This window comes from Myxococcus sp. CA051A (assembly GCF_013336705.1).
Lineage (GTDB): Bacteria > Myxococcota > Myxococcia > Myxococcales > Myxococcaceae > Myxococcus > Myxococcus llanfairpwllgwyngyllgogerychwyrndrobwllllantysiliogogogochensis.
Genome location: NZ_JABUMS010000001.1, coordinates 1,083,296 through 1,102,742 on the forward strand (window position 1 = coordinate 1,083,296; position 19,447 = coordinate 1,102,742).

Genomic DNA, 19,447 nt, shown 5'->3' on the forward strand with positions numbered 1-19,447 from the left:
CGACGAAGAAAGCCTCGCTGGTGACCGAGATCTCGAAGGAGTTCACCTTCGAGGCCGCGCACCGCCTTCCCAACGTCCCCCCTGGCCACAAGTGCTCGCGCGTCCACGGGCACAGCTACCGCATTGAAATCACCGTGCGGGGGCCGGTGGACCCGCACTTCGGCTGGATTGTCGACTTCGCGGAGCTCAACGCCGCGTGGCAGCCGCTGCACGCGCTGCTGGACCACCGGCTGCTCAACGACGTGCCCGGCCTGGAGAACCCCACCAGCGAGCTGCTGGCCGCGTGGGTGTTCGAGCGGCTGAGCTTCGCCACCGCGCGCGTGGTGAAGCTGCGCGTGTCGGAGACGTGCACCTCGCAGTGCACCGTCTATCCGGCCGAGGGCTAACGCCCTCAGGTCTCCACCTGGCCCAGGTTGGCGTGGAGCACCGCGCCATTCACCGTGGGCGTGGTGGCGCAGAAGTAGAGCACGTGGGCGATCTCCTCCGGGGTGATGAGGCGCCCGAAGGTCGACTTGGCGGCGATGGTGGCGGTGCGAGCCGCGTCGTCGCCCAGGTGCTCGCGCAGCATCTCCGTGTCGGTGAAGCCCGGGCACACGCAGGCGGTGTGGATGCGCGTGCCTGCCAGGTCCTGGCAGGTGGAGCGCATCAGCCCGACGAGCGCGTGCTTCGACGTCACGTAGGAGGCATTGCCCCGCACGGCCTTCTCCGAGAGCGTGGAGCCCACGTAGAGGATGGAGGAGCCGTCGCCCAGGTAGGGCCGCGTCAGCCGGTTGAGCACGGCGGGCGCGACGACGTTGACCTCCAGCACCCGGCGAAGCTGCGCCGCCGTCAGCGTCAGCGCGTCGTCGTGGTCATAGATGGCCGCGTTGTGCACCAGGCTGACGCGCCCCTTCGCCTGTCCCACGGCGTCGCGCAGCGCGGCCTCCACGCGGGGCTCCCAGTCGCCGGAGCCCAGGTCCACGCTCAGGTCCACGACGCCCGGCACGTGGCTCGGCTGGCGCGCCAGGTTCAGCACGCCCCAGCCCTCCTTGCGAAAGCGCGCGGCCAGGGCCTGCCCGATGCCCCGACTGGCGCCCGTGACGATGGCCCAGTCGTTCGTCACGGCGCCACCCACTCCCAGGAGGACGACTGCCCCGGACCGGAAGCGCACTTCACCACCAGCCGGGTGACGCCGTCCTTTCGCAGGGCGGTGCCGTCGCCCACCAGTTCCTCACCGAAGACGCGCGCCAGCTCCTCGAGCGTCACGTTCTCCACCGGGAGCACGGTGATGTCGCGCGCGAGGAAGCGCAGCTCCTCGCCGTTGAAGCGCGCCAGGACATTGCCCTTCGCGTCCCGCTCGAGCTTCAGGTGCGGGGAGTGCTCCGGGAGGAAGAACGTCTCGTTCCAGGCGCGGCAGCGGGCGATGATGGTCTGCTTCAGGGGGCCGTAGTCGGACAGCATCCCGTTGTCGGCGACCTCGCCCGTCAGCGCGACGTAGACGGTGAAGTTGTGGCCGTGCAGGTTCTCGCGGTGCGTCGCGGAGAAGATGGTGAAGTGCCCGGCCGAGAACTTCATCTCTTCCTTGTAGAGCTCCAGGGTCGTCGTACGTGGCATGGGCGGCCATGGGGTTAGCACCAAGCCCCATCCACCTCAACGGGCCTGCCGAGCCTCCGGGCGGGAAGTGTCACGCCGCGGGACGTCCTGGCCCCGTCCCTGGGAAATGCGCGATTCTGGAGCGCCCATGCTCCTGCCCCTGCTCACCCTGGGTGTGCTCCTGTCCGCCCGGCCACCGGCGGACGAGAAGGTCTTCGCCCCGTGCCCCGAAGCCTCGCCCGAGTGGACGGCCGCGCGCGAGCGCCTGCTGGCGCTGGATGCACGACTGGAAACCCTTCCGGACGGGGGTGACCGGAAGGCAGGCGCCAAAGCCCTGCGCGAGCTGCTCACGTCGCGCTGCTTCGCGATGAGCCGCGAGGAGCGCGAGCCGGTGCCCGAGGACGTGTCACCGCTGGCCCTGAAGGCCTGGTGGAAGCAGGGTGGACGGACCTGGGTGGAGTCCTATCTGGAGCTGGGCAAGCCCGGCGCGCGCACGGTGGTGCTGCCGCCCGAGGCGCGCGAGACGCTGACGCGGGACTCCGTGAAGCCGGACCACCGGCTCGCCTCGCTGCTGTGCGCCGCGTCGGACACCGCCTGCGCGAAGGAGATGGAGGGCCCGTACACCCGGGTGGACGCGGCCTTCCTCCGCGCGCTCGACCGACCGGACGAGTCCTCCGTCGCCGAAGCGGAAGCGGAGTCTCGCAAGGGGTGCGAGGAGGATGCTCGCACCCGGCCCCAGCGCTGGCGCTACACGGCGTGGCGTGGCTGCGAGGGGGGCTGGACGTCCTTCGACAAGGTGCTCCCCGTGGTGCGCATGCGGATGCCGAAGGACGGATGGCTGGTGTTGAGAGGCCGCCGGGGGCACCACGGCTTCTGTGACGAGGTGCGCGCCTACCACCTGGGGACGGGGGCGGCCTGGGTGTCGCAGAGCTGCAGCGACCTGGCGTTGTACGACGACGCGAAGCGAATCGGTCAGGTGGATGTGAAGACCACGAACGCGAACCGGCTCGCGCGAGTGAGGGTGGGCACGCTCTCCGTCGATTCGCTGCGGGAGCTGACGTGGGTGCTGCTGCTCGCCGATGAGGCCATCACCGTCGACCGTGCTCGCCCGCTCACACGCACGGTGCCGGCGGGCTACCCCATCGAATGGCGGGAGCGGCCCTCCGGAATCACCACGCGGGGAGGAGGGGGTGGAGGCAGCTTCTGGGGCAACACCGGCCAGACGACGCTGCGGTGGACGTGGTTTCCCCCCGAGAAGGCCGAACCCCTGTCCGGCGAGCTGACGTGGCCCGAGTCCGCCGACCCGGCCGATGACCACGCGGACCGCCTGCTCGTCGACGCCGAGAAGTCCTTCAAGGAAGGCTGCCCGTCACGACCCGCGCCCGTGGACCTGCTCGACTTCACGCGCCCGGCCAGCGTCAACAAGCGCGACGCACCCGAAGGTGTCACCTCCCAACAGGACGACCTCGTCACCGCGCTGCGCGACTGGCGGCCATCCCCGGGCTGCGCCGTCACCGGCAAGTGACGTCCCACCTCGGGGCCGGCCGCTTCAAATTGCGTTGCGCGTCAGGCCTCGGGGTAATTAGTAAGAGGCAATGTTGCAAATTACCTCCGCGGTGAGGCGTGCCCCGCCTCGAGCGTCCCGTCCCCCGGTGCGCTGTTGTCGCTCCATGTCTCGCTAGCACCTCACGGGCCCTGACGCGGGGGCCGAGCCTGTCTCCAGGCTCGGTGCGCCGCGCTCCCGCGCCCGTCCCAGACACCCACACACCCTGTCTCCCGGCGGTGCCACACCGACCGGCCGGGTGACGTTCGCGCAGTCGTTCCTCGTCCTGTTTTTCACGGGCCGCCGGAGGTGCACACGCATGCGTGCGAGCGCCACCGGTGTGTCCCGACCCCTGAATGGAAGTTGGAGTCAGCCATGAATTGGAAACGTGCAGCGGTGGGAGGGGCTCTGGCCCTCCCGCTGGTGGTGGGCGGTCTTGTCCTCGCGCGCGACGAGGGTTCGGACGCGCAAGGTGGAGCAGGCCCGGCGAAGCCGGCGGCGGCTCCTGTCGTCGCGGCGGAGGTCGTCACCCGACAGGTGGCGGACAGCGCCGAATTCACCGGCACCCTCGCGGCGGTGCAGAGCGTGGAGCTGCGGCCTCGCGTCGGTGGCTATATCGATGCGGTGCGCTTCCAGGAGGGGGGCCTCGTCACCGCGGGACAGGTGTTGTTCCAGCTCGACGCGCGCACCTTCGAGGCGGCGAACGCCCGGGCCCAGGCGGACCTGCGTCAGGCCGAGGAGCGGCGCACGTTGACGGAGAAGAAGTTCGAGCGCGGTGAGAAGCTCGTGGCCGAGCAGGCCATCTCCCGGGGCGACTTCGATGTGTTGATGGCGGAGCGCGCGGAGGCCCGCGCCCGGGTCGAGTCCGCGAAGGCGGCGGCTCGCTCGGCGGAGATCGACCTGCATGACACCCGCGTGCGTGCGCCCGTGAGTGGTCGGGTGGGGCGGGCGCTGGTGACGGCGGGCAACCTGGTCAGCGGCGGCAGCGCCAACGCCACGTTGCTCACCACCATCGTCTCGGTGGAGCCGTTCTACGTCTACTTCGACGTGGACGAGGCGACGTACCTGCGCTTCGCGGGCACGGCCTCGGGGGCGCGCGGCAAGGACGGCCGCGTCAACGCGGTGCCTGTGCGTGTGGCGCTGACGGGTGAAGAGGGCTTCCCGCGTGAGGCCCGGTTGGACTTCCTGGACAATCAGGTGGCGGCGGTGACGGGCACGGCGCGAGCGCGCGCGGTGTTGCCCAACCCGGATGGGAAGCTGACGGCGGGCCTGTTCGCCCGGGTGCGGCTGGAGACGGGCACGGCGCGGCCCACCATCCTCATCCAGGACCAGGCGGTGGGGACGGACCAGAAGGGACGCTACGTGCTCGTCGTCCGTCCGGACCAGATGCTGGAGCAGCGGCGCGTGGAGCTGGGGACCACCGAGGGCGGACTGCGCGTGGTGCGCGAGGGCCTGTCGGCGGGTGAGCGCGTGGTGCTCAAGGGCATGGCGCGGCCGGGCATGACGGTGGCGCCGACGATGGTGGCCATGGCCGGCTCCGAGCACGCCGAGGGGGCGCGGCCGTGAAGTTCGCGCATTTCTTCGTGGACCGGCCCATCTTCGCGGCCGTGTTGTCCGTGCTGCTGCTGATTGGCGGTGGCCTGTCCCTGATACAGCTTCCGTTGAGCGAGTACCCCGCCGTGTCACCGCCCACGGTGGTGGTGCGCGCGGCCTATCCGGGCGCGGACCCGGGCGTCATCGCGGAGACGGTGGCCGCGCCGTTGGAGCAGGAGATCAACGGCGTGGAGGGCATGCTCTACATGTCCTCGCAGGCGACGAGCGATGGCCGGGTGGCCGTCACCATCACCTTCGCCATGGGCGTGAATCCGGACACCGCGCAGGTGCAGGTGCAGAACCGGGTGGCCCGCGCGATTCCCCGCCTGCCCGCGGAGGTGCAGCGGCTGGGCGTGCTCACCGAGAAGTCGAGTCCGGACCTGCTGATGGTGGTGCACCTGGTGTCGCCGGACGAGTCGCTGGAGCCGCTCTATCTCTCCAACTACGCGGTGCTCCAGGTGCGCGACGTCCTCCAGCGCGTCCCGGGCGTGGGGGGTGTCAGTGTGCTGGGCGCGGGCGAGTACAGCATGCGCGTCTGGTTGGACCCCCAGTTGCTCGCCGCGCGCGGGCTCACCGCGAGCGACGTGGTGGGCGCCATCCGAGAGCAGAACGTGCAGGTGGCGGCGGGTGTCATCGGCCAGCAGCCGGATGAGCGCTCCGCCTTCCAGCTCACCGTCACCACCCAGGGACGCCTCACGGACGAGGAGCAGTTCCGCGACATCGTCGTGAAGGTGGGCGAGAGCGGACAGGTGACGCACCTGCGCGACGTGGCCCGGGTGGAGCTGGGCGCCAACTCCTATTCCGTGCGCGCCCGGTTGGATGGGAAGTCGGCGGTGGCCATCGGCATCAACCAGGCCTCGGGCTCCAACGCGCTGGACGTGTCCGCGGGCATCCGCGCGCGGATGGACGAGCTGAGCCAGGCGTTCCCCAAGGGCATGGAGTACCGCATCGCGTATGACCCGACGCTCTTCGTGCGCACGTCCATCCGCAACGTGGTGACGACGCTGCTGGAGGCGGTGGTGCTGGTGGTGCTGGTGGTGTTGCTGTTCCTCCAGACGTGGCGCGCCTCCATCATCCCGCTGGCGGCGGTGCCCGTGTCGCTGGTGGGCACGGCGGCGGTGATGCACATGTTGGGTTTCTCGCTCAACACGCTGTCCCTCTTCGGACTCGTGCTCTCCATCGGCATCGTCGTCGACGACGCCATCGTCGTGGTGGAGAACGTGGAGCGGCACATCGCCCAGGGCGTCAATCCCAAGGAGGCGGCCCGTCGGGCGATGACCGAAGTGACGGGCCCCATCATCGCGATTACCTCCGTGCTGTCGGCGGTGTTCGTCCCCACGGCGTTCCTTGGCGGACTCACGGGCCAGTTCTATCGGCAGTTCGCGCTGACCATCGCCATCTCCACCATCCTCTCGGCCTTCAACTCGCTGACGCTCAGCCCGGCGCTCGCCGGGGTGCTGCTGCGCGGGCACCACGGGCCCAAGGATGGCCTCACGCGCTTCATGGACAAGGCGTTTGGCGGCTGGCTCTTCGGGCCCTTCAACCGCTTCTTCGACAAGGCCTCCGCTGGCTACGTGTCGCTGGTGAAGCGGGTGGTGCGCGTCAGCGCGCTGGCGCTCGTCGTATACGGAGGACTGTTGCTCCTGACGTGGGTGGGCTTCGCCAAGGTGCCGGCGGGCTTCGTGCCCATGCAGGACAAGTACTACCTGGTGGGGCTGGCGCAGCTTCCTCCCGCGTCCTCGCTGGAGCGGACGGACGACGTGGCGAAGCGGATGTCGGCGCTGATGCTGGCGGAGAAGGGCGTGGCGAGCGTCGTGGCCTTCTCCGGCATCACCATCAACGGCTTCGTCAACTCCCCCAACTCGGCCGTCGTCTTCGCGGTTCTCGACGACTTCGAGCAGCGCAAGACGAAGGACTTGTCGGCGAACGCCATCGCGGGCCGGCTCCAGGCAAAGCTGGGCGGCATCCAGGAAGGCTTCGCGGCCATCTTCCCTCCGCCCCCGGTTCCGGGAATGGGTTCCATGGCGGGCTTCAAGCTCCAGGTGGAGGACCGCGCGGGGCTGGGGCCGGAGGCGCTCTACGCCGCCACGCAGGCGCTGGTGCAGAAAGCTTCGGCCGAGCCCCAGTTGATGGGCCTGATGTCGGGCTTTGAAATCAACGTGCCTCAGCTCCAGGCGGACGTGGACCGGGTGAAGGCGAAGCAGCAGGGCGTGCCGCTGGGCTCGGTGTTCGAGACGCTCCAGATTCACCTGGGCTCGCTGTATGTGAACGACTTCAACCGCTTCGGGCGCACCTACCAGGTGAACGTCCAGGCGGACGCGAAGCACCGCATGGAGCCGGAGGACATCGGCCGACTCCAGGTTCGAAACCCCCAGGGCGGCATGGTGCCGCTGGCGTCACTGGTGACGGTGAAGCCCTCGTTCGGTCCGGACCAGGTGCTGCGCTACAACGGATATCCCTCCGCGGATATCAACGGCGCGGCGGCGCCCGGGGTGAGCACGGGACAGGCGGTGGCGGCGATGGAGCGCGTGGCGGCCGAGACACTTCCGGCCGGCATGAGCTTCGAGTGGACCGACCTGACGTACCAGGAGAAGCTCGCTGGCAAGGAAGGCCTGTTCGTCTTCCCGCTCGCCATCCTGCTGGCCTTCCTCATCCTGGCGGCGCAGTACAACAGTTGGTCGCTGCCGCTGGCGGTGTTGCTCACGGTGCCGCTGGCGTTGCTCAGCGCGATTGCCGGGGTGTGGTTCGTGGGTGGGGACAACAACATCTTCACGCAGATTGGGCTCGTGGTGCTCGTGGGCCTGGCGGCGAAGAACGCCATCCTCATCGTCGAGTTCGCGAGGGCGCAGGAAGACGAGGGCGTGGGCGTGGTGCAGGCGGCGCTCGAGGCGTGCCGGCTGCGGCTGCGGCCCATCCTGATGACCTCCATCGCCTTCATCATGGGCGTGGTGCCGCTGGCGCTGGCCACGGGCGCGGGCGCGGAGATGCGCCAGGCGATGGGCGTGGCGGTGTTCGCGGGCATGCTCGGCGTGACGCTGTTCGGGCTGGTGCTGACGCCCATCTTCTACATCGTCATCCGGAAGTTCGCGCTGCGAGGGGCGGAGCGAGAGGCTCCCGTGATTCCGGCGGGAGCGACGGGCGCCGAAGGGCACTGAGCGCCGCGTCATCCGACGGATGACACCAGGTTGTCGAAGAGGGCTGCCTCCACCGAGGGGCGGCCCTCTTTGCTTTTGGGAGGAGACGCGCGGCTCGAACAATCGCGACACGGCGGGGGGCCAGCGTGACGCGTCAGGTGCACTCCCGGGGCGGGGCCTGACACGTCAACCGCTCACTTCAGTCCAGACTCCTCGCGCGGCTTCCCTCGCCGCAGTCCCTTCGCGCACGTGGTCTTCGGCTTGCACAAGGCGTCTCGAACTTGAAATCCGAGGGGTCGATGCGCTTCGTGCTGGGAGTCGTTGTCGCGGTGGGGCTGGTGGGCTGTGGTGGTCCGGACGTGCAGGGTGTCGATGCGGTGGAGAGCATCGGCCAGGAGATTGTCGGAGGGGTGGAGGCACGCCAGGGGAGCCACCCCTGGAACGTCAGCATGCAGCAGCACGGGAGCCACTTCTGTGGCGCCTCGATCATCCGGGTCAGCGCGACGAAGAATGAGTCGGACATCGTCGTCACGGCCGCGCACTGCGTCTACGACGGCACGTCTGGACTGACGGTCTCCGCGGGCGTGCACGACCTTGGGAGGCCCGGGGCGGGTGCCCAGACGGTTCGAGGAGTGAGGACCGTCTACCATCCGGCCTACGACCCGGACACGACGATGAACGACATCGCCGTCGTCAAGCTCGAGAAGCCTCTCAAGTTCTCCGCCACGGTCCAGCCCATCCTGCTCCCGCTCGCGGGAGAGACCGTCCCGGACAATGTCGAGGCGACGGTGGCGGGGTGGGGCCTCACGCGCGAGGGCGGATATGACACGTCCCCTGTGCTGATGCAGGTGGGGGTCCCCACCATCGCGCATCGGCAGGTGGCGGCGTCCTACCGTTCCCAGGGTATCCACATCGACCCATACGCGATGCTCGGGGCCGGTTACAGCCAGGGGGGCAAGGACGCCTGTCAGGGCGACAGCGGGGGACCGCTCTTCGTTCTCGGAGCGCAGGGCAAACCCGTGCTTCAGGGCGTCGTGAGCTTTGGCGTGGGCTGCGCGAGGCCCGGCCTGCCCGGCATCTATGCCCGGGTCTCCAACTACATCCCGTGGATCAATACCCAGGTTCGCCTCCTGAGCGTCACGGCGAGGCCGTAGTCCGCCCGGGCGCGCGGCGTTCGGGCCCGTGGCTCCCTGGGGGACTGCTCAGCCGCCTGGGCCGTGGCTACCTTGACGTCCCGGGAGGTCCACGTGGCGAAGCCGGTCCTGAAGTCGGGGAAGGGGACGCGCTCGAAGTCCTTGAGGGGCGCGGACGCCGCGCTGCTCATCATCGACGTCATCAATGACCTGGACTTCCCCGGGGGAGAGCACGTGCTCCCCTGGGCGTCGCGGATGGTGGAGCGATTGGCGCCCTTCGCCGCGCGGATGCGCAAGGCGGGGGTGCCGGTCATCTACGTCAACGACAACTTCAACCACTGGCGCAGCAACTTCCGGGACGTCTACCGGCATTGCACCCGGGCGGGCAGCCGGGGCCGAGGCATCGTCCGGGCCTTGCGACCACATGCCACGGACTACTTCGTCCTCAAGCCCAAGCACTCGGCCTTCTTCGCGACGTCGCTGGTTCCCCTGTTGGAGCACCTGGGGACGAAGAAGCTGCTGATGGCGGGCATCGCCACGAACCTGTGTGTCTTCTTCAGCGCCCATGACGCGCACATGCTCGAGTACGACATCACCGTGCTGAGCGACTGTTGTTGCGCGGAGAGCGACACGGACCACGACCTGGCGTTGGACCAGCTCCAGCGCTTCCTCGGGGTGCGCGTGTGCAGGGCCGACGAGGTGAAGCGCAAGGGGCGCTTCCGTCGACCCGCGCATCCCTCGAAGGGGTCCGGACGCTTGTAGGCGAAGGGCTTCTCAGGAGCGGTGGAAGCGCTGGCGCAGGGCACGGAGCGTCGCCCGAGGACCCATCAACGTCAGGTCGAGCTGCGTCTGCCCGCGCTCTCCGCGGAAGCTCGCGCCCGTGAGCCGGTCCTCGGGCAGGGGCTCCAGGATGTTCGAGACGTTCTTGTACCGCTCCGCCTGGGCTCGAAGCGTCTGTTCGCTCATCCCGAGCTCGCGCAGGGCGGCGAAGAGGTCGTCGTGGAGTTCCGGGGGCACCTGGAGGTGGGCCGCGACAGGCTCGTGGATGAAAGGGGAATGCTTTGTGACCAGATAGCTGATCCTTCGCGCCCCGTGCCCTCCGAGTTCGACGTAGGAGAACATGACGCGGCTGCTCCGGGTGTCGCGATAGAGGTCGCAGCCGTTGTAGGGATAGAAGCCCAGCGCGAAGTGGGTCCAGGCGCGATAGCTCACGGACGTCGTCGCTCCGAGGACATCGTCGTGGATGCCGCCAATCCATTCCCAGTGGGTGGGGACCTGCATGGGGACGTCGTCCAGCTCCTTCACGGCATCCTCGAGGCCGGGCTGGTTCCGGAGGTACTCGACGAGCGTGTCGTGGGTAATGGACATGGTGTCTCAATCTACCAGGAGGCCGAAGCCCCTGCGTCCGGCCGCGCGTTGCGCCTAGACTGCCGCCCCGTGTCCAGGTCCTCCGAGCAGAGCCCCCAGGGTGGTTTCCGCGCCCGTCTCCACACCATCATCTTCGAGGCCGACACTCCGGCGGGAAAGGCGTTCGACGTGGCCCTGCTGTGGGCCATCGTGTTCAGCATCGCGGCGGTGATGCTGGAGAGCGTGTCCTCCATCCGGGTCCGGTATGCGACCGCCCTGCAGGTGGCGGAGTGGTTCTTCACCATCATCTTCGCGCTCGAGTACGTGTTGCGGCTCATCGCAGTGCGCCGACCGCTGGACTACGCGCGCAGCTTCTTCGGGCTGGTGGACCTGCTGGCCATCCTGCCGTCCTTTCTGAGCGTCATCTTTCCGGGGGCGCAGACGCTGCTCGTGGTCCGGGTGCTGCGTCTGCTGAGGGTCTTCCGGGTGCTGAAGCTGGGGCACCTCTTGGGACAGGCGGAGGTCCTGCTCACCGCGCTGCGCGCGAGCCGGGGGAAGATCATCGTCTTCCTTGGCTTCGTGCTGACCGTGGACGTGGTCATGGGCGCCATCATGTACCTGGTGGAAGGGGAGCAGCACGGCTTCGACAGCATCCCCCGGTCCATGTACTGGGCCATCGTGACGATGACGACGGTGGGCTTCGGCGACATCACTCCCAAGACGGTGCCCGGTCAGTTCATCGCGTCGGTGTTGATGATCATGGGCTACGGCATCCTCGCGGTGCCCACGGGCATCGTCTCCGTGGAGCTGGCCGCCGCCACGAAGCAGCGCCCGGACACCCAGGCGTGTCCCGGCTGTGGCGCGCAGGGGCACGACCTGGACGCCCGTTACTGCAAGACGTGCGGGACCGCGCTGGACTGGACGTCCGCGAAAACCGCCGGGTGATGTGGGCCGTGGGTGTTCAGTGTTCACCGTGCGGCGGAAAAGCCCCGCCGGGGAGCGGCTTCATTCGCGAGCATGCGGTGCGCACGTTGCGCCTGCCCTGTTCCCTGGAGATCTCGCGATGAACCTCTTCATCACTGGCGCCACCGGCTTTATCGGCGGCTCCCTGGCGTTGGACTTGAAAGCCCGGGGGCATGTCATTCGTGGGCTCGTGCGCGACGACGCGAAGGCCCGGAAGCTGGCGGCGCTCGGAATCGAACCAGTGCGTGGAGACCTGGGCGACACGGCCCTGCTCATGGCCGAGGCCCGACGCGCGGACGGTGTCATCAACGCGGCCAGCAGCGACCATGAGCAGGCCATCCTCGCGTTGATTGACGGCGTGCGAGGCTCCGGCAAGCCGCTGATCCACACCAGCGGCTCCAGCGTCATTGGCGATGACGTGAAGGGCAATGCCCTGTCGCCCAACGTGTTCGATGAGGAGACGCCGTTCATCGTCGAGCCGGAGAAGCAGGCGCGGCATGCGCTCGACAATCGCGTCCTCGCCGCCGAGGGCGCGCGAGGCATCGTCCTGTGCAACACGATGATCTACGGCACGGGGAAGGGGCTGAGCCGCGACAGCGTGCAGATTCCGCCGCTCGTCGCCCAGGCGCGCAAGAGCGGGGTGGTGCGAATCGTCGGTAAGGGCATCAACCGCTGGTCGAACGTGCACCTCGACGATGTCACCACGCTCTATGCGCTGGCCCTGGAGCGGGCGCCGGCGGGGGCCTTCTACTTCGTGGAGAACGGCGAGGCGTCCTACTCGGAGATTGGCGACGCCATCGCGGCGCGGTTGAAGCTGGGCCCGGTGCGGTCGTGGACGGTGGAGGAGGCCTCGCGCGAGTGGGGCGAGGGCCACGCTCGCTACTCGTTCGGCTCCAACAGTCGGGTGCGAGCGAAGCGGGCACGGCGCGAGCTGGGCTGGGCGCCGCGACACGACTCCGTGACGGCATGGATTCGCGACGAGATGCCCGTCGACTGAGCGACGGTGCCCATCGGGCTGGGGGCCGGACGTCCACTTCTGCTCGTTGCCGGGTGTTGGACGCATCGTTCTTCCACCCCGCAGCGCACTTCGGGTTTGCTGCACGCTGGCAGAGCTTCGTTTCCATCCCAGCTCGCGGAGTGACTTCATGCGTACCCTGCTGACGACCCTGGCCTGCACCACCCTCCTGTCCTTCGCGGGGGCCGCCCACGGGCAGGCTCCCGCCAAACCCACGAAGCCCAGTGGCAACATGGCCCCCGGTGGTGCCGCGGGCAGCCAGCAGTCCGAGCCCCGCCAGGGACCGAATCCCACCGGTGCGCCCGTCGAGACGGCGCCGCCCAACGTGCCCGGGTTCAAGCCGGCCTTCCCGGGCCAGACGCGCGCGCCGGGCGTCCAGACGCGCACGCCGTTCCGAGTCACGGAGGTGGCCTCGGGCTTCAACAAGCCGTGGGCCATCGCCTTCCTTCCGGACCAGCGCATGTTGGTGACGGAGAAGCCGACCGGGAAGATCTTCATCGTGACGCCGAAGGGCGAGAAGTCGCAGCCCGTCGCGGGTGTGCCGCGCGTGGATGGGCGCAACCAGGGCGGGCTCCTCGACGTGGAGGTGGGGCCGGACTACGCGACCAGTGGCCTCATCTACTGGAGCTATTACGAGCCGCGTGAGGGCGGCAACGGGCTCGCGGTGGCGCGCGCGAAGCTGGTGGATGGGGCGAAGCCCAAGGTCGAAGGGCTGAAGGTCATCTTCCGGATGGAGCCCACGCTGGAGTCGACGCTGCATGCCGGTGGGCGTCTGGTCTTCGCGCCGGATGGGAAGCTGTTCGTCACGTTGGGTGAGCGCTCGATTCTCCAGGGCCGCGTCCAGGCGCGCGACCTGAAGAGCGACTTCGGGAAGATTGTCCGCATCAACCCGGACGGCTCCATTCCGCAGGACAACCCGTTTGTCGGTCGCAAGGATGCGCGGCCTGAAATCTGGACGCTGGGCCACCGAAACATCCTGTCCGCGGCGCTCGACAGCAAGCATCGGCTCTGGGAGGTGGAGATGGGCCCGCGCGGTGGTGACGAGCTGAACCTCATCGAGAAGGGCAAGGACTACGGCTGGCCCACCATTGGCTACGGCGAGGAGTACTCGGGTGCGCCCATCCACAAGTCCACGCAAGGCCCGGGCATGGAGCAGCCCGTGTACTACTGGGACCCGGTGATTTCGCCCTCGGGGATGACCATCTACTCGGGAGACCTGTTCCCCGAATGGAAGGGCAACTTCTTCATCGGAGGCCTGTCGAGTCAGGCGCTGGTGCGGCTGGTGCTCAAGGACGACCGCGTGGTGGGTGAGGAGCGGTTGCTCCTGGACCAGGACTCACGCATCCGCGAGGTCGTCCAGGGCCCCGAGGGCGCGCTCTATCTGCTCACCGACGACGACAACGGGCGACTGCTCAAGCTGACGCCGCGCTGACCGGACATCGTCGGCTCAAGGCGCTCGCGTGGGACTGCGAGATGACCTGCCGCGTGGTGGACACGGGCACCGAGCCCGAGCCGCCGGCGTGGGTCGTCTCGATGATGCTGCAATGACTTTTTGGGCATTCCTTTCGGAATGGTTTCATTGATAGGGTTGGGTCCGTCCGCGTTCTGCGGACACTCGACCAATCGCGAGGGGCGCTGTCTTTTCGGGCCGGCACGCACCCCCAAGGTCTTTCTTTCATGTCTCCTCGCCGTACCAATGTCCTGTCGTGCCTGTTCGCGTGGGTGTCCGTCGGCCTGCTCGGTTCCTGTGGTGAGGTCCAAGAGCCCATCGACAACTTGGACCCGACGATTCTCTGTGCGGATGTGGGGTGCAGCGCGGGGCAGTGTGGCGTCAAGAATGGCGCCGCCGTGTGTCGCTGCTCCGAACTCGAGGAGTCGTCGGGGTTCACCTGCGAACAGGTCGACATCCGCTCACCGGACGAACACGGTGATACGCCAGCGACCGCCACGGTGCTGGTGCCCTCCGACGAGGTTCACGAGGGCGTCATTCAGACGTCCGGTCGGATGATCGCGAAGGGTGAGGCGGACGTGGATGTCTTCGCCATCTCGACCCGAGCGGGACAACGGATTCGCTTGACCCTCCTGGCTCGGACTGTGTCCAGCCTGGCCACCGAACTCCTGGATGCCAGCGGGAACCCGTTGTACCCAGACGCGCGTCTTACCTACCGGTCCCTGGAATTCAGGGACCTCGGTTCCCAGGAGGCGGCAACCTGGTTCGTCAAGGTGCGCGCTGAAGAGCGGAACGCGGGGGCCTACACCTATCACCTGGAGGCGCTGGATAGAGACCTGCACGGCGACACGCCCACCACCGCGTCGCTGATCGAACTGCCGAGTGCGCCCTTCCCTGGCTTGGTGGATTTCTTCCGGGACCGGGATTTCTTCACCTTTCACACGGCGCCGGGACAAGGGTTCCGGTTTTCATGTGAGAGCCCGGCACTCGCCATGGTCCTGATGGATGGCGCGGGCGTCGAAGTGGAGCAGCAGGCGTACTGGGGGGAACACAGCGTGGGCCGCGTGAACGCGGCGGCGAGCACCTGGGTCGTCGGAATCTGGCGGAACAACTACGGGTCTGGAAGCACGGTGGACACCCAGTGCCAACTGGACGACCTGGGCTTGGATGAACATGCGAACGTGCCCGCAGGCGCGACGCCGTTGGAGATAGGGGTCCCGATGTCCGTGCGGTTCCAGGGCTCGAACGACGTGGATGTCTTTGCCTTCTCCGCCACCGCGGGGCACATCTACGACCTGGGGCTCACGCCTTCGTCGCACTGGCGGCGCATCCGGTTCACGGATGTGGATGGGAACATCCTGCGCGAGACCTTCGGGAGCCGGCTCCTCCATCAAGCGGCTTCAACGGGGACGTACTACGTGCAGGTCCTCGAGGATCGTGCCTGGGGAGGCGACTTCCAGGTGCGGGTGGATGACCTGGGCCTGGATGACCATGGAGGTAGGTCGGAGCCCACTCTCGTGGCGGTGGGAGAGACTGCCACGGGGTTTCTCCATGGGGAGGAGGACCGGGACGCCATGGCGGTCCCGATCGAAGCGGATGGCATCTATCGGCTGACCTGCAGGCCCGACTGCATCGTACTCGGGTCGGGCTTCGACCCTGTTCTGATGCAGCCCGTCTCAGCCGGAGTCTGGGAGTTCCAATCGGAACGCGGGATCGTCGTGCCCATCTTTGTCCTTTATTCGAAGGCCATCCCCACCACCTTCACGTTCCTGGTGGAGCGGATCGGCACGGACGACTACGGCGACGATGACGCCCATGCCACGCCACTGACGTTCCCCGTGTCCACGTCGGGTGTCTTCGAACTGCCTGGGGACTACGACGTGTTCTCGGTCGAACTGGAAGCAGGACGGACCTACTTCTCGGAATCCAACATGGTGGTGAGTGTGGTGGGCCCAAATGGCGTGGGGATCAACGTGATCTACGAGGGTGCGACGAAGCCCCGCTACTTCACGACCGCGGTGGCGGGACGCCATAGGGTGACCCTCTTTACCTACGAACCAGGTCGGACTGCCTCCTGGCAGTGGTCTCTGCGCTAGCCGGATGGCACGCGCGTTGGCCTTCCGGACCTCATCCATCCGGACCGCCACTGTGACGTCGTCCACTTCTGCTTCCTCGTCCTCGGATGCTTCGTCATGCTCTTCCGCAGCCTCTATCCTCACATTTGATAGAGGCTCTTGGTGCGGCCCCCTGAGTCGTCCGTTCGCAGCAACAACCGGGTCGCAACCTCCCCCCCTGTGCGCCATTTCCTGCGTCTGTCCGGTGCGCTGACTGAGCCACCGGTGACCAGGGGAGTGTCTGTATGGCGTGGGGAATGATGTGGGAGCCTATGGGTGGGGGGCGGTCATGACGGCTCCTGTCCGGAGGATGCGTGCGTCGAGTCGTCCCTCCATGGAGCAGCGCTTGGAGGCGCTCGACTGGGCGGCTCTCGGCTCGGAGCTGGATACTCGTGGGTGCGCCACGCTGGCTTCCATTCTGACGCCTGACGAGTGCTCGGCCCTCGCGGCGCTCTACGCCTCCGATGCGCCGTTCCGCAGTCGCGTCGTCATGGCTCGCCACGGCTTTGGTCGGGGCGAGTACAAGTACTTCGCCTATCCGCTCCCTGACCTCGTCGCCCGTCTACGAAGTGGGCTCTACCCCCCGCTCGCCGCCATCGCGAATCGCTGGAACGAGGCCATGCGCATCGACATGCGCTACCCCGAAACGCACGCCGCCTACCTCCAGCGCTGTCATCAGGCCGAGCAGCTCCGGCCCACGCCATTGCTCCTCCAGTACGGAGAGGGCGACTACAACTGCCTCCACCAGGACCTCTATGGCGACGAGGTCTTCCCCCTCCAGGTGGCCTTCCTCCTGTCGGAGCCGGAGCGCGACTTCACGGGAGGCGAGCTGGTGCTCACCGAGCAGCGCCCGCGCATGCAGTCCCGCGCGGAGGTGGTTCCACTTCGGCAGGGAGATGGCGTCATCTTCCCCGTCCACCACCGACCCGTGCAGGGCACGCGAGGTGTCTACCGCGTCAACATGCGTCACGGCGTCAGCCGCCTCCGTTCGGGCCACCGTCACACGGTGGGCATCATCTTCCACGATGCCCGCTGACGGTCCCCACGCCCGGCTCAGTCACCCCGGAGCGCGACAGAGGGAGACACCCGCGCCGCCCTCCGCGCGGGGAGCAGGGCCGCGGCAAAGGCCACCAGTCCCAGCATCACGAGCACCACCGCGTACGTGAGCGGATCCACGGGCTGAACCCCGGTGAGCAGATGCGCGAGCGTCCGGCTGGCCCCCGCCGCGAGCACGAGCCCGAGTCCCAGCCCCACCGCCGTCAATCCCAGGTACCGACGCAGCACCAGGTTCGTCACCTGGTGTGCCCTCGCTCCCAGGGCCAGGCGGATGCCCAGCTCCCGCGTCCGCTGGGACACCGCATAGGCGACGACGCCATAGAGCCCCACCGCCGCCAGCAGCAGCGCCACCCCGGCGAAGACTCCAACGAGCAGCAGGTAGAAGCGCAGTGGCGCCATCGTGCGGTCCACGACCGAGGCCAGCGTGCGCACGCTGCCGAGCGCGAGGCTCGAGTCGAGCGACCGGACCTCCGCGCGCACCGCCGAGGCGAGCGTGAGCGGGTCCGCCGACGTTCGCAGGACGAGCGTCATCTGCGTGCTGCGTGCCTGCTCATAGGGGAGATAGACCTCCGCGACAGCGGGCGCCGCCAGCCCGTCGATGGCGAGGTTGTCCACCACGCCGACCACGACTCCTCCGAACGCACCGTTTCCCCAGTTCATGTCCGTGCTCAGCGTCCGCCCCAGCGGGTCCTCGTTCGGCCAGAACCGGCGAGCGGCCTCCGCGTTGACCAACACGGCGCGCCTGCCTTCACCTCGGTCCTCGGCGCTCAACCCCCGGCCACTCAGGAGCTTCACGCGCAGGGTCTCCAGGGCGCCAGGACTGACGATGCGCACGCTGGCCTTCCAGGGGGCCGCTCCAGGTGGCACCGGACGCTGGGGATCCTTCAGGTCGAGCGGCATCTTGCCGCCGTCCATCGGCAGGCCGGCGACGATGCCCGCGGCCTCGACGCCGGGCAGGGTGCGCAGCCGGGCGAGGAGCTGGTCGAAGAAGGCCTCGGGCGCGGCGGTGCCGAAGCCATACCGATTGGGCGGCAGGTCGAGCTTCACTGTGAGAACTCCCTCCGACTCGAACCCCGGCGCCGCTCGCTGAAGATGCACGAAGCTGCGCAACAGCAGTCCCGCGCTCACCAGCAGCAACACCGCGAGCGCGGTCTCCCCGACGATGAGCAATGCGCGCGTCTTGTGGTGGTGGGCGCCACCGCCACTCCCCGCATTCGCCATGCGCAGTCCACCGCCGAGCGACACGCGCGTGGCCTTCAGCGTGGGAACGAGGCCGAACAACACCGTGGTGAGCATCGCCAACGCGGCGGTGAAGGCCAGCACGGTGCCGTCGATGGAGGCCTCCTCGAGACGAGGAATGTCCTGGGGGCCGAACGCGGTCAGGACATCCATGGCCCACATGGCCGCGAGCAGTCCCATCGCGCCACCCGCGAGCGCCAGCAGGCCGCTCTCCGCGAGCAGCTCGCGAGCCAGCCGGCCCCGGCTCGCGCCCAGGGCGAGGCGAATCGACAACTCTCCCTCACGCGAGGCCGCACGTGCGAGCAACAGGTGGGTGAGGTTCGCGCAGGCGACGAGCAGGACCAGCCCCACCGCGCCCATCAGCATCAGCAGGGAGGGACGCACCTTTCCCAGCAGCACGTCGCGCAGGGACTCCACGCTCGCGCCCACGTCCCCGTTCGTTCGGGGATGCTGCTCGGCCAGTCCTCGTGCAATCGCGGCCACCTCGGCGCTCGCCTGCTCCACGCTCGCGCCGGGCGCGAGGCGGCCATACACCTCCAGCCAGTGGGCACCGCGTGCTTCCGGCGTCAACGACTCCGGGCCCAGGACCAGGGGCAACCAGAGCTCCGAACGCGCCGGGAAGTCGAAGCCGGGCGCCATGACTCCCACCACCGTGGTGGGCACGGGGGCTCCCGTGCTCAGGGTTCGCCCCAGCACCGTCGGACTTCCGCCGAAGCGACGCTGCCACAAGGAATGAGAGATGACGGCGACCGGAGGCGCGCCTGGAGCATCGTCTCCTCGCTGGAGCGCTCGGCCCAGGTGCACTCGCGGGCCGAGCACCTGGAAGAGGTCGGCCGTGGCGAGGGTTCCCTGGACCTTCACGGGGAGCGACTCGGCGTCATGCGCGCCCAGGGTCAGCTCGGTGCTCGCGAGCGCGGCCAATCCGGTGAAGGAGCGCGCCTGCTCGCGCAGACTCACCAGGTCTGGAGGTGAAGTGGGACCCGGGCCCTGCTTCCCCACGCTGTACAGCCGCACCACGCGCGCGTCGTCCTGGAGGGGGAGGGGACGCAGCAGCACGGTGTGCACCACGCTGAAGATGGCCGCGTTCGCCCCGATTCCGAGCGTGAGTGTGAGCACCGCCACCAGGGTGAACGTGGGACTGCGTCGCAACCGGCGCAGCGCGTGACGGAAGTCCTGGCGGAAAAAGTCCATGCGTGTGCCCGACAGCACGGAGCGTGCCATGAGGCGCACTCTCTGTCGTCAGACGCACGGTGCGACGAGCCACCTGGCGCGGTGGCCGGAGCTGGGA

Annotated in this window: 15 protein-coding genes; 11 read left to right on the forward strand and 4 right to left on the reverse strand. The window is 68.4% G+C overall.

What is annotated here, in order from left to right; all coding sequences use genetic code 11:
* Positions 1–17 precede the first annotated feature (17 nt).
* Positions 18–386: a 6-carboxytetrahydropterin synthase QueD gene (gene queD / locus HUA74_RS04425; RefSeq protein ID WP_275902352.1), complete on the forward strand. Its 369-nt coding sequence runs from the start codon at positions 18–20 to the stop codon at positions 384–386.
* A 5-nt stretch (positions 387–391) separates the two neighbouring features.
* On the opposite strand, the gene HUA74_RS04430 is transcribed toward queD, so the two are convergent.
* Positions 392–1,102 (reverse strand): SDR family oxidoreductase, encoded by a 711-nt coding sequence (locus HUA74_RS04430; protein ID WP_174453511.1) that lies wholly within the window; start codon positions 1,100–1,102, stop codon positions 392–394.
* Positions 1,099–1,593 (reverse strand): 6-carboxytetrahydropterin synthase, encoded by a 495-nt coding sequence (locus tag HUA74_RS04435; protein WP_174453512.1) that lies wholly within the window; start codon positions 1,591–1,593, stop codon positions 1,099–1,101. The genes HUA74_RS04430 and HUA74_RS04435 overlap by 4 nt, the downstream gene beginning before the upstream one ends.
* Before the next feature lie 127 nt (positions 1,594–1,720).
* On the opposite strand from HUA74_RS04435, the gene HUA74_RS04440 reads away from it, so the two are divergent.
* The 5 genes from HUA74_RS04440 to HUA74_RS04460 all read left to right on the forward strand — a co-directional run bounded on the left by HUA74_RS04440 (position 1,721) and on the right by HUA74_RS04460 (position 9,737).
* Positions 1,721–3,097 carry a hypothetical protein gene (locus HUA74_RS04440; protein WP_174453513.1) on the forward strand — a complete coding sequence of 459 codons (1,377 nt, stop codon included), beginning with the start codon at positions 1,721–1,723 and terminating at the stop codon, positions 3,095–3,097.
* 393 nt (positions 3,098–3,490) lie between these two features.
* A complete protein-coding gene (locus HUA74_RS04445; protein WP_174453514.1) occupies positions 3,491–4,681 on the forward strand; it encodes an efflux RND transporter periplasmic adaptor subunit in 1,191 nt (396 codons plus the stop codon).
* A complete protein-coding gene (locus tag HUA74_RS04450) occupies positions 4,678–7,863 on the forward strand; it encodes an efflux RND transporter permease subunit (RefSeq protein WP_141644196.1) in 3,186 nt (1,061 codons plus the stop codon). The genes HUA74_RS04445 and HUA74_RS04450 overlap by 4 nt, the downstream gene beginning before the upstream one ends.
* Positions 7,864–8,141: 278 nt before the next feature.
* Entirely contained in the window at positions 8,142–8,996 is an 855-nt protein-coding gene (locus tag HUA74_RS04455; protein ID WP_174453515.1) for a serine protease, read from the forward strand.
* Between the two features lie 93 nt (positions 8,997–9,089).
* Positions 9,090–9,737, forward strand: coding sequence for a cysteine hydrolase family protein (locus HUA74_RS04460; protein ID WP_371745467.1), 648 nt, complete (start codon positions 9,090–9,092; stop codon positions 9,735–9,737).
* 12 nt (positions 9,738–9,749) lie between these two features.
* Here the strand turns inward: HUA74_RS04460 and HUA74_RS04465 are convergent, their stop codons facing one another.
* Positions 9,750–10,343 carry a hypothetical protein gene (locus HUA74_RS04465; RefSeq protein WP_174453516.1) on the reverse strand — a complete coding sequence of 198 codons (594 nt, stop codon included), beginning with the start codon at positions 10,341–10,343 and terminating at the stop codon, positions 9,750–9,752.
* Positions 10,344–10,412: 69 nt separating this feature from the next.
* Between HUA74_RS04465 and HUA74_RS04470 the strand changes: the two genes are divergently transcribed.
* The 5 genes from HUA74_RS04470 to HUA74_RS04490 all read left to right on the forward strand — a co-directional run bounded on the left by HUA74_RS04470 (position 10,413) and on the right by HUA74_RS04490 (position 16,900).
* Complete coding sequence (locus HUA74_RS04470; protein ID WP_174453517.1) at positions 10,413–11,267, forward strand: ion transporter; 855 nt, start codon at positions 10,413–10,415, stop codon at positions 11,265–11,267.
* 118 nt (positions 11,268–11,385) lie between these two features.
* Complete coding sequence (locus tag HUA74_RS04475) at positions 11,386–12,282, forward strand: NAD-dependent epimerase/dehydratase family protein (protein WP_174453518.1); 897 nt, start codon at positions 11,386–11,388, stop codon at positions 12,280–12,282.
* Positions 12,283–12,430: 148 nt separating this feature from the next.
* Entirely contained in the window at positions 12,431–13,732 is a 1,302-nt protein-coding gene (locus tag HUA74_RS04480) for a PQQ-dependent sugar dehydrogenase (protein ID WP_174453519.1), read from the forward strand.
* A gap of 596 nt (positions 13,733–14,328) precedes the next feature.
* Positions 14,329–15,846, forward strand: a complete 1,518-nt coding sequence (locus HUA74_RS04485) for a hypothetical protein (protein WP_174453520.1) — start codon at positions 14,329–14,331, stop codon at positions 15,844–15,846.
* A gap of 352 nt (positions 15,847–16,198) precedes the next feature.
* Positions 16,199–16,900 carry a 2OG-Fe(II) oxygenase gene (locus tag HUA74_RS04490; RefSeq protein WP_254624881.1) on the forward strand — a complete coding sequence of 234 codons (702 nt, stop codon included), beginning with the start codon at positions 16,199–16,201 and terminating at the stop codon, positions 16,898–16,900.
* 17 nt (positions 16,901–16,917) lie between these two features.
* Here the strand turns inward: HUA74_RS04490 and HUA74_RS04495 are convergent, their stop codons facing one another.
* On the reverse strand, positions 16,918–19,380 hold the full coding sequence (locus HUA74_RS04495) for an ABC transporter permease (RefSeq protein ID WP_254624882.1): 2,463 nt from the start codon (positions 19,378–19,380) through the stop codon (positions 16,918–16,920).
* Positions 19,381–19,447: the final 67 nt, after the last annotated feature.

Excerpts from the sequence above, each read along its gene's own strand:
- HUA74_RS04435 (WP_174453512.1), bottom strand. The coding sequence starts at position 1,593 with ATGCCACGTACGACGACCCTGGAGCTCTACAAGGAAGAGATGAAGTTC.
- HUA74_RS04440 (WP_174453513.1), top strand. The coding sequence starts at position 1,721 with ATGCTCCTGCCCCTGCTCACCCTGGGTGTGCTCCTGTCCGCCCGGCCA.
- HUA74_RS04445 (WP_174453514.1), top strand. The coding sequence starts at position 3,491 with ATGAATTGGAAACGTGCAGCGGTGGGAGGGGCTCTGGCCCTCCCGCTG.
- HUA74_RS04455 (WP_174453515.1), top strand. The coding sequence starts at position 8,142 with ATGCGCTTCGTGCTGGGAGTCGTTGTCGCGGTGGGGCTGGTGGGCTGT.
- HUA74_RS04465 (WP_174453516.1), bottom strand. The coding sequence starts at position 10,343 with ATGTCCATTACCCACGACACGCTCGTCGAGTACCTCCGGAACCAGCCC.
- HUA74_RS04475 (WP_174453518.1), top strand. The coding sequence starts at position 11,386 with ATGAACCTCTTCATCACTGGCGCCACCGGCTTTATCGGCGGCTCCCTG.
- HUA74_RS04480 (WP_174453519.1), top strand. The coding sequence starts at position 12,431 with ATGCGTACCCTGCTGACGACCCTGGCCTGCACCACCCTCCTGTCCTTC.
- HUA74_RS04490 (WP_254624881.1), top strand. The coding sequence starts at position 16,199 with ATGGAGCAGCGCTTGGAGGCGCTCGACTGGGCGGCTCTCGGCTCGGAG.
- HUA74_RS04495 (WP_254624882.1), bottom strand. The coding sequence starts at position 19,380 with ATGGCACGCTCCGTGCTGTCGGGCACACGCATGGACTTTTTCCGCCAG.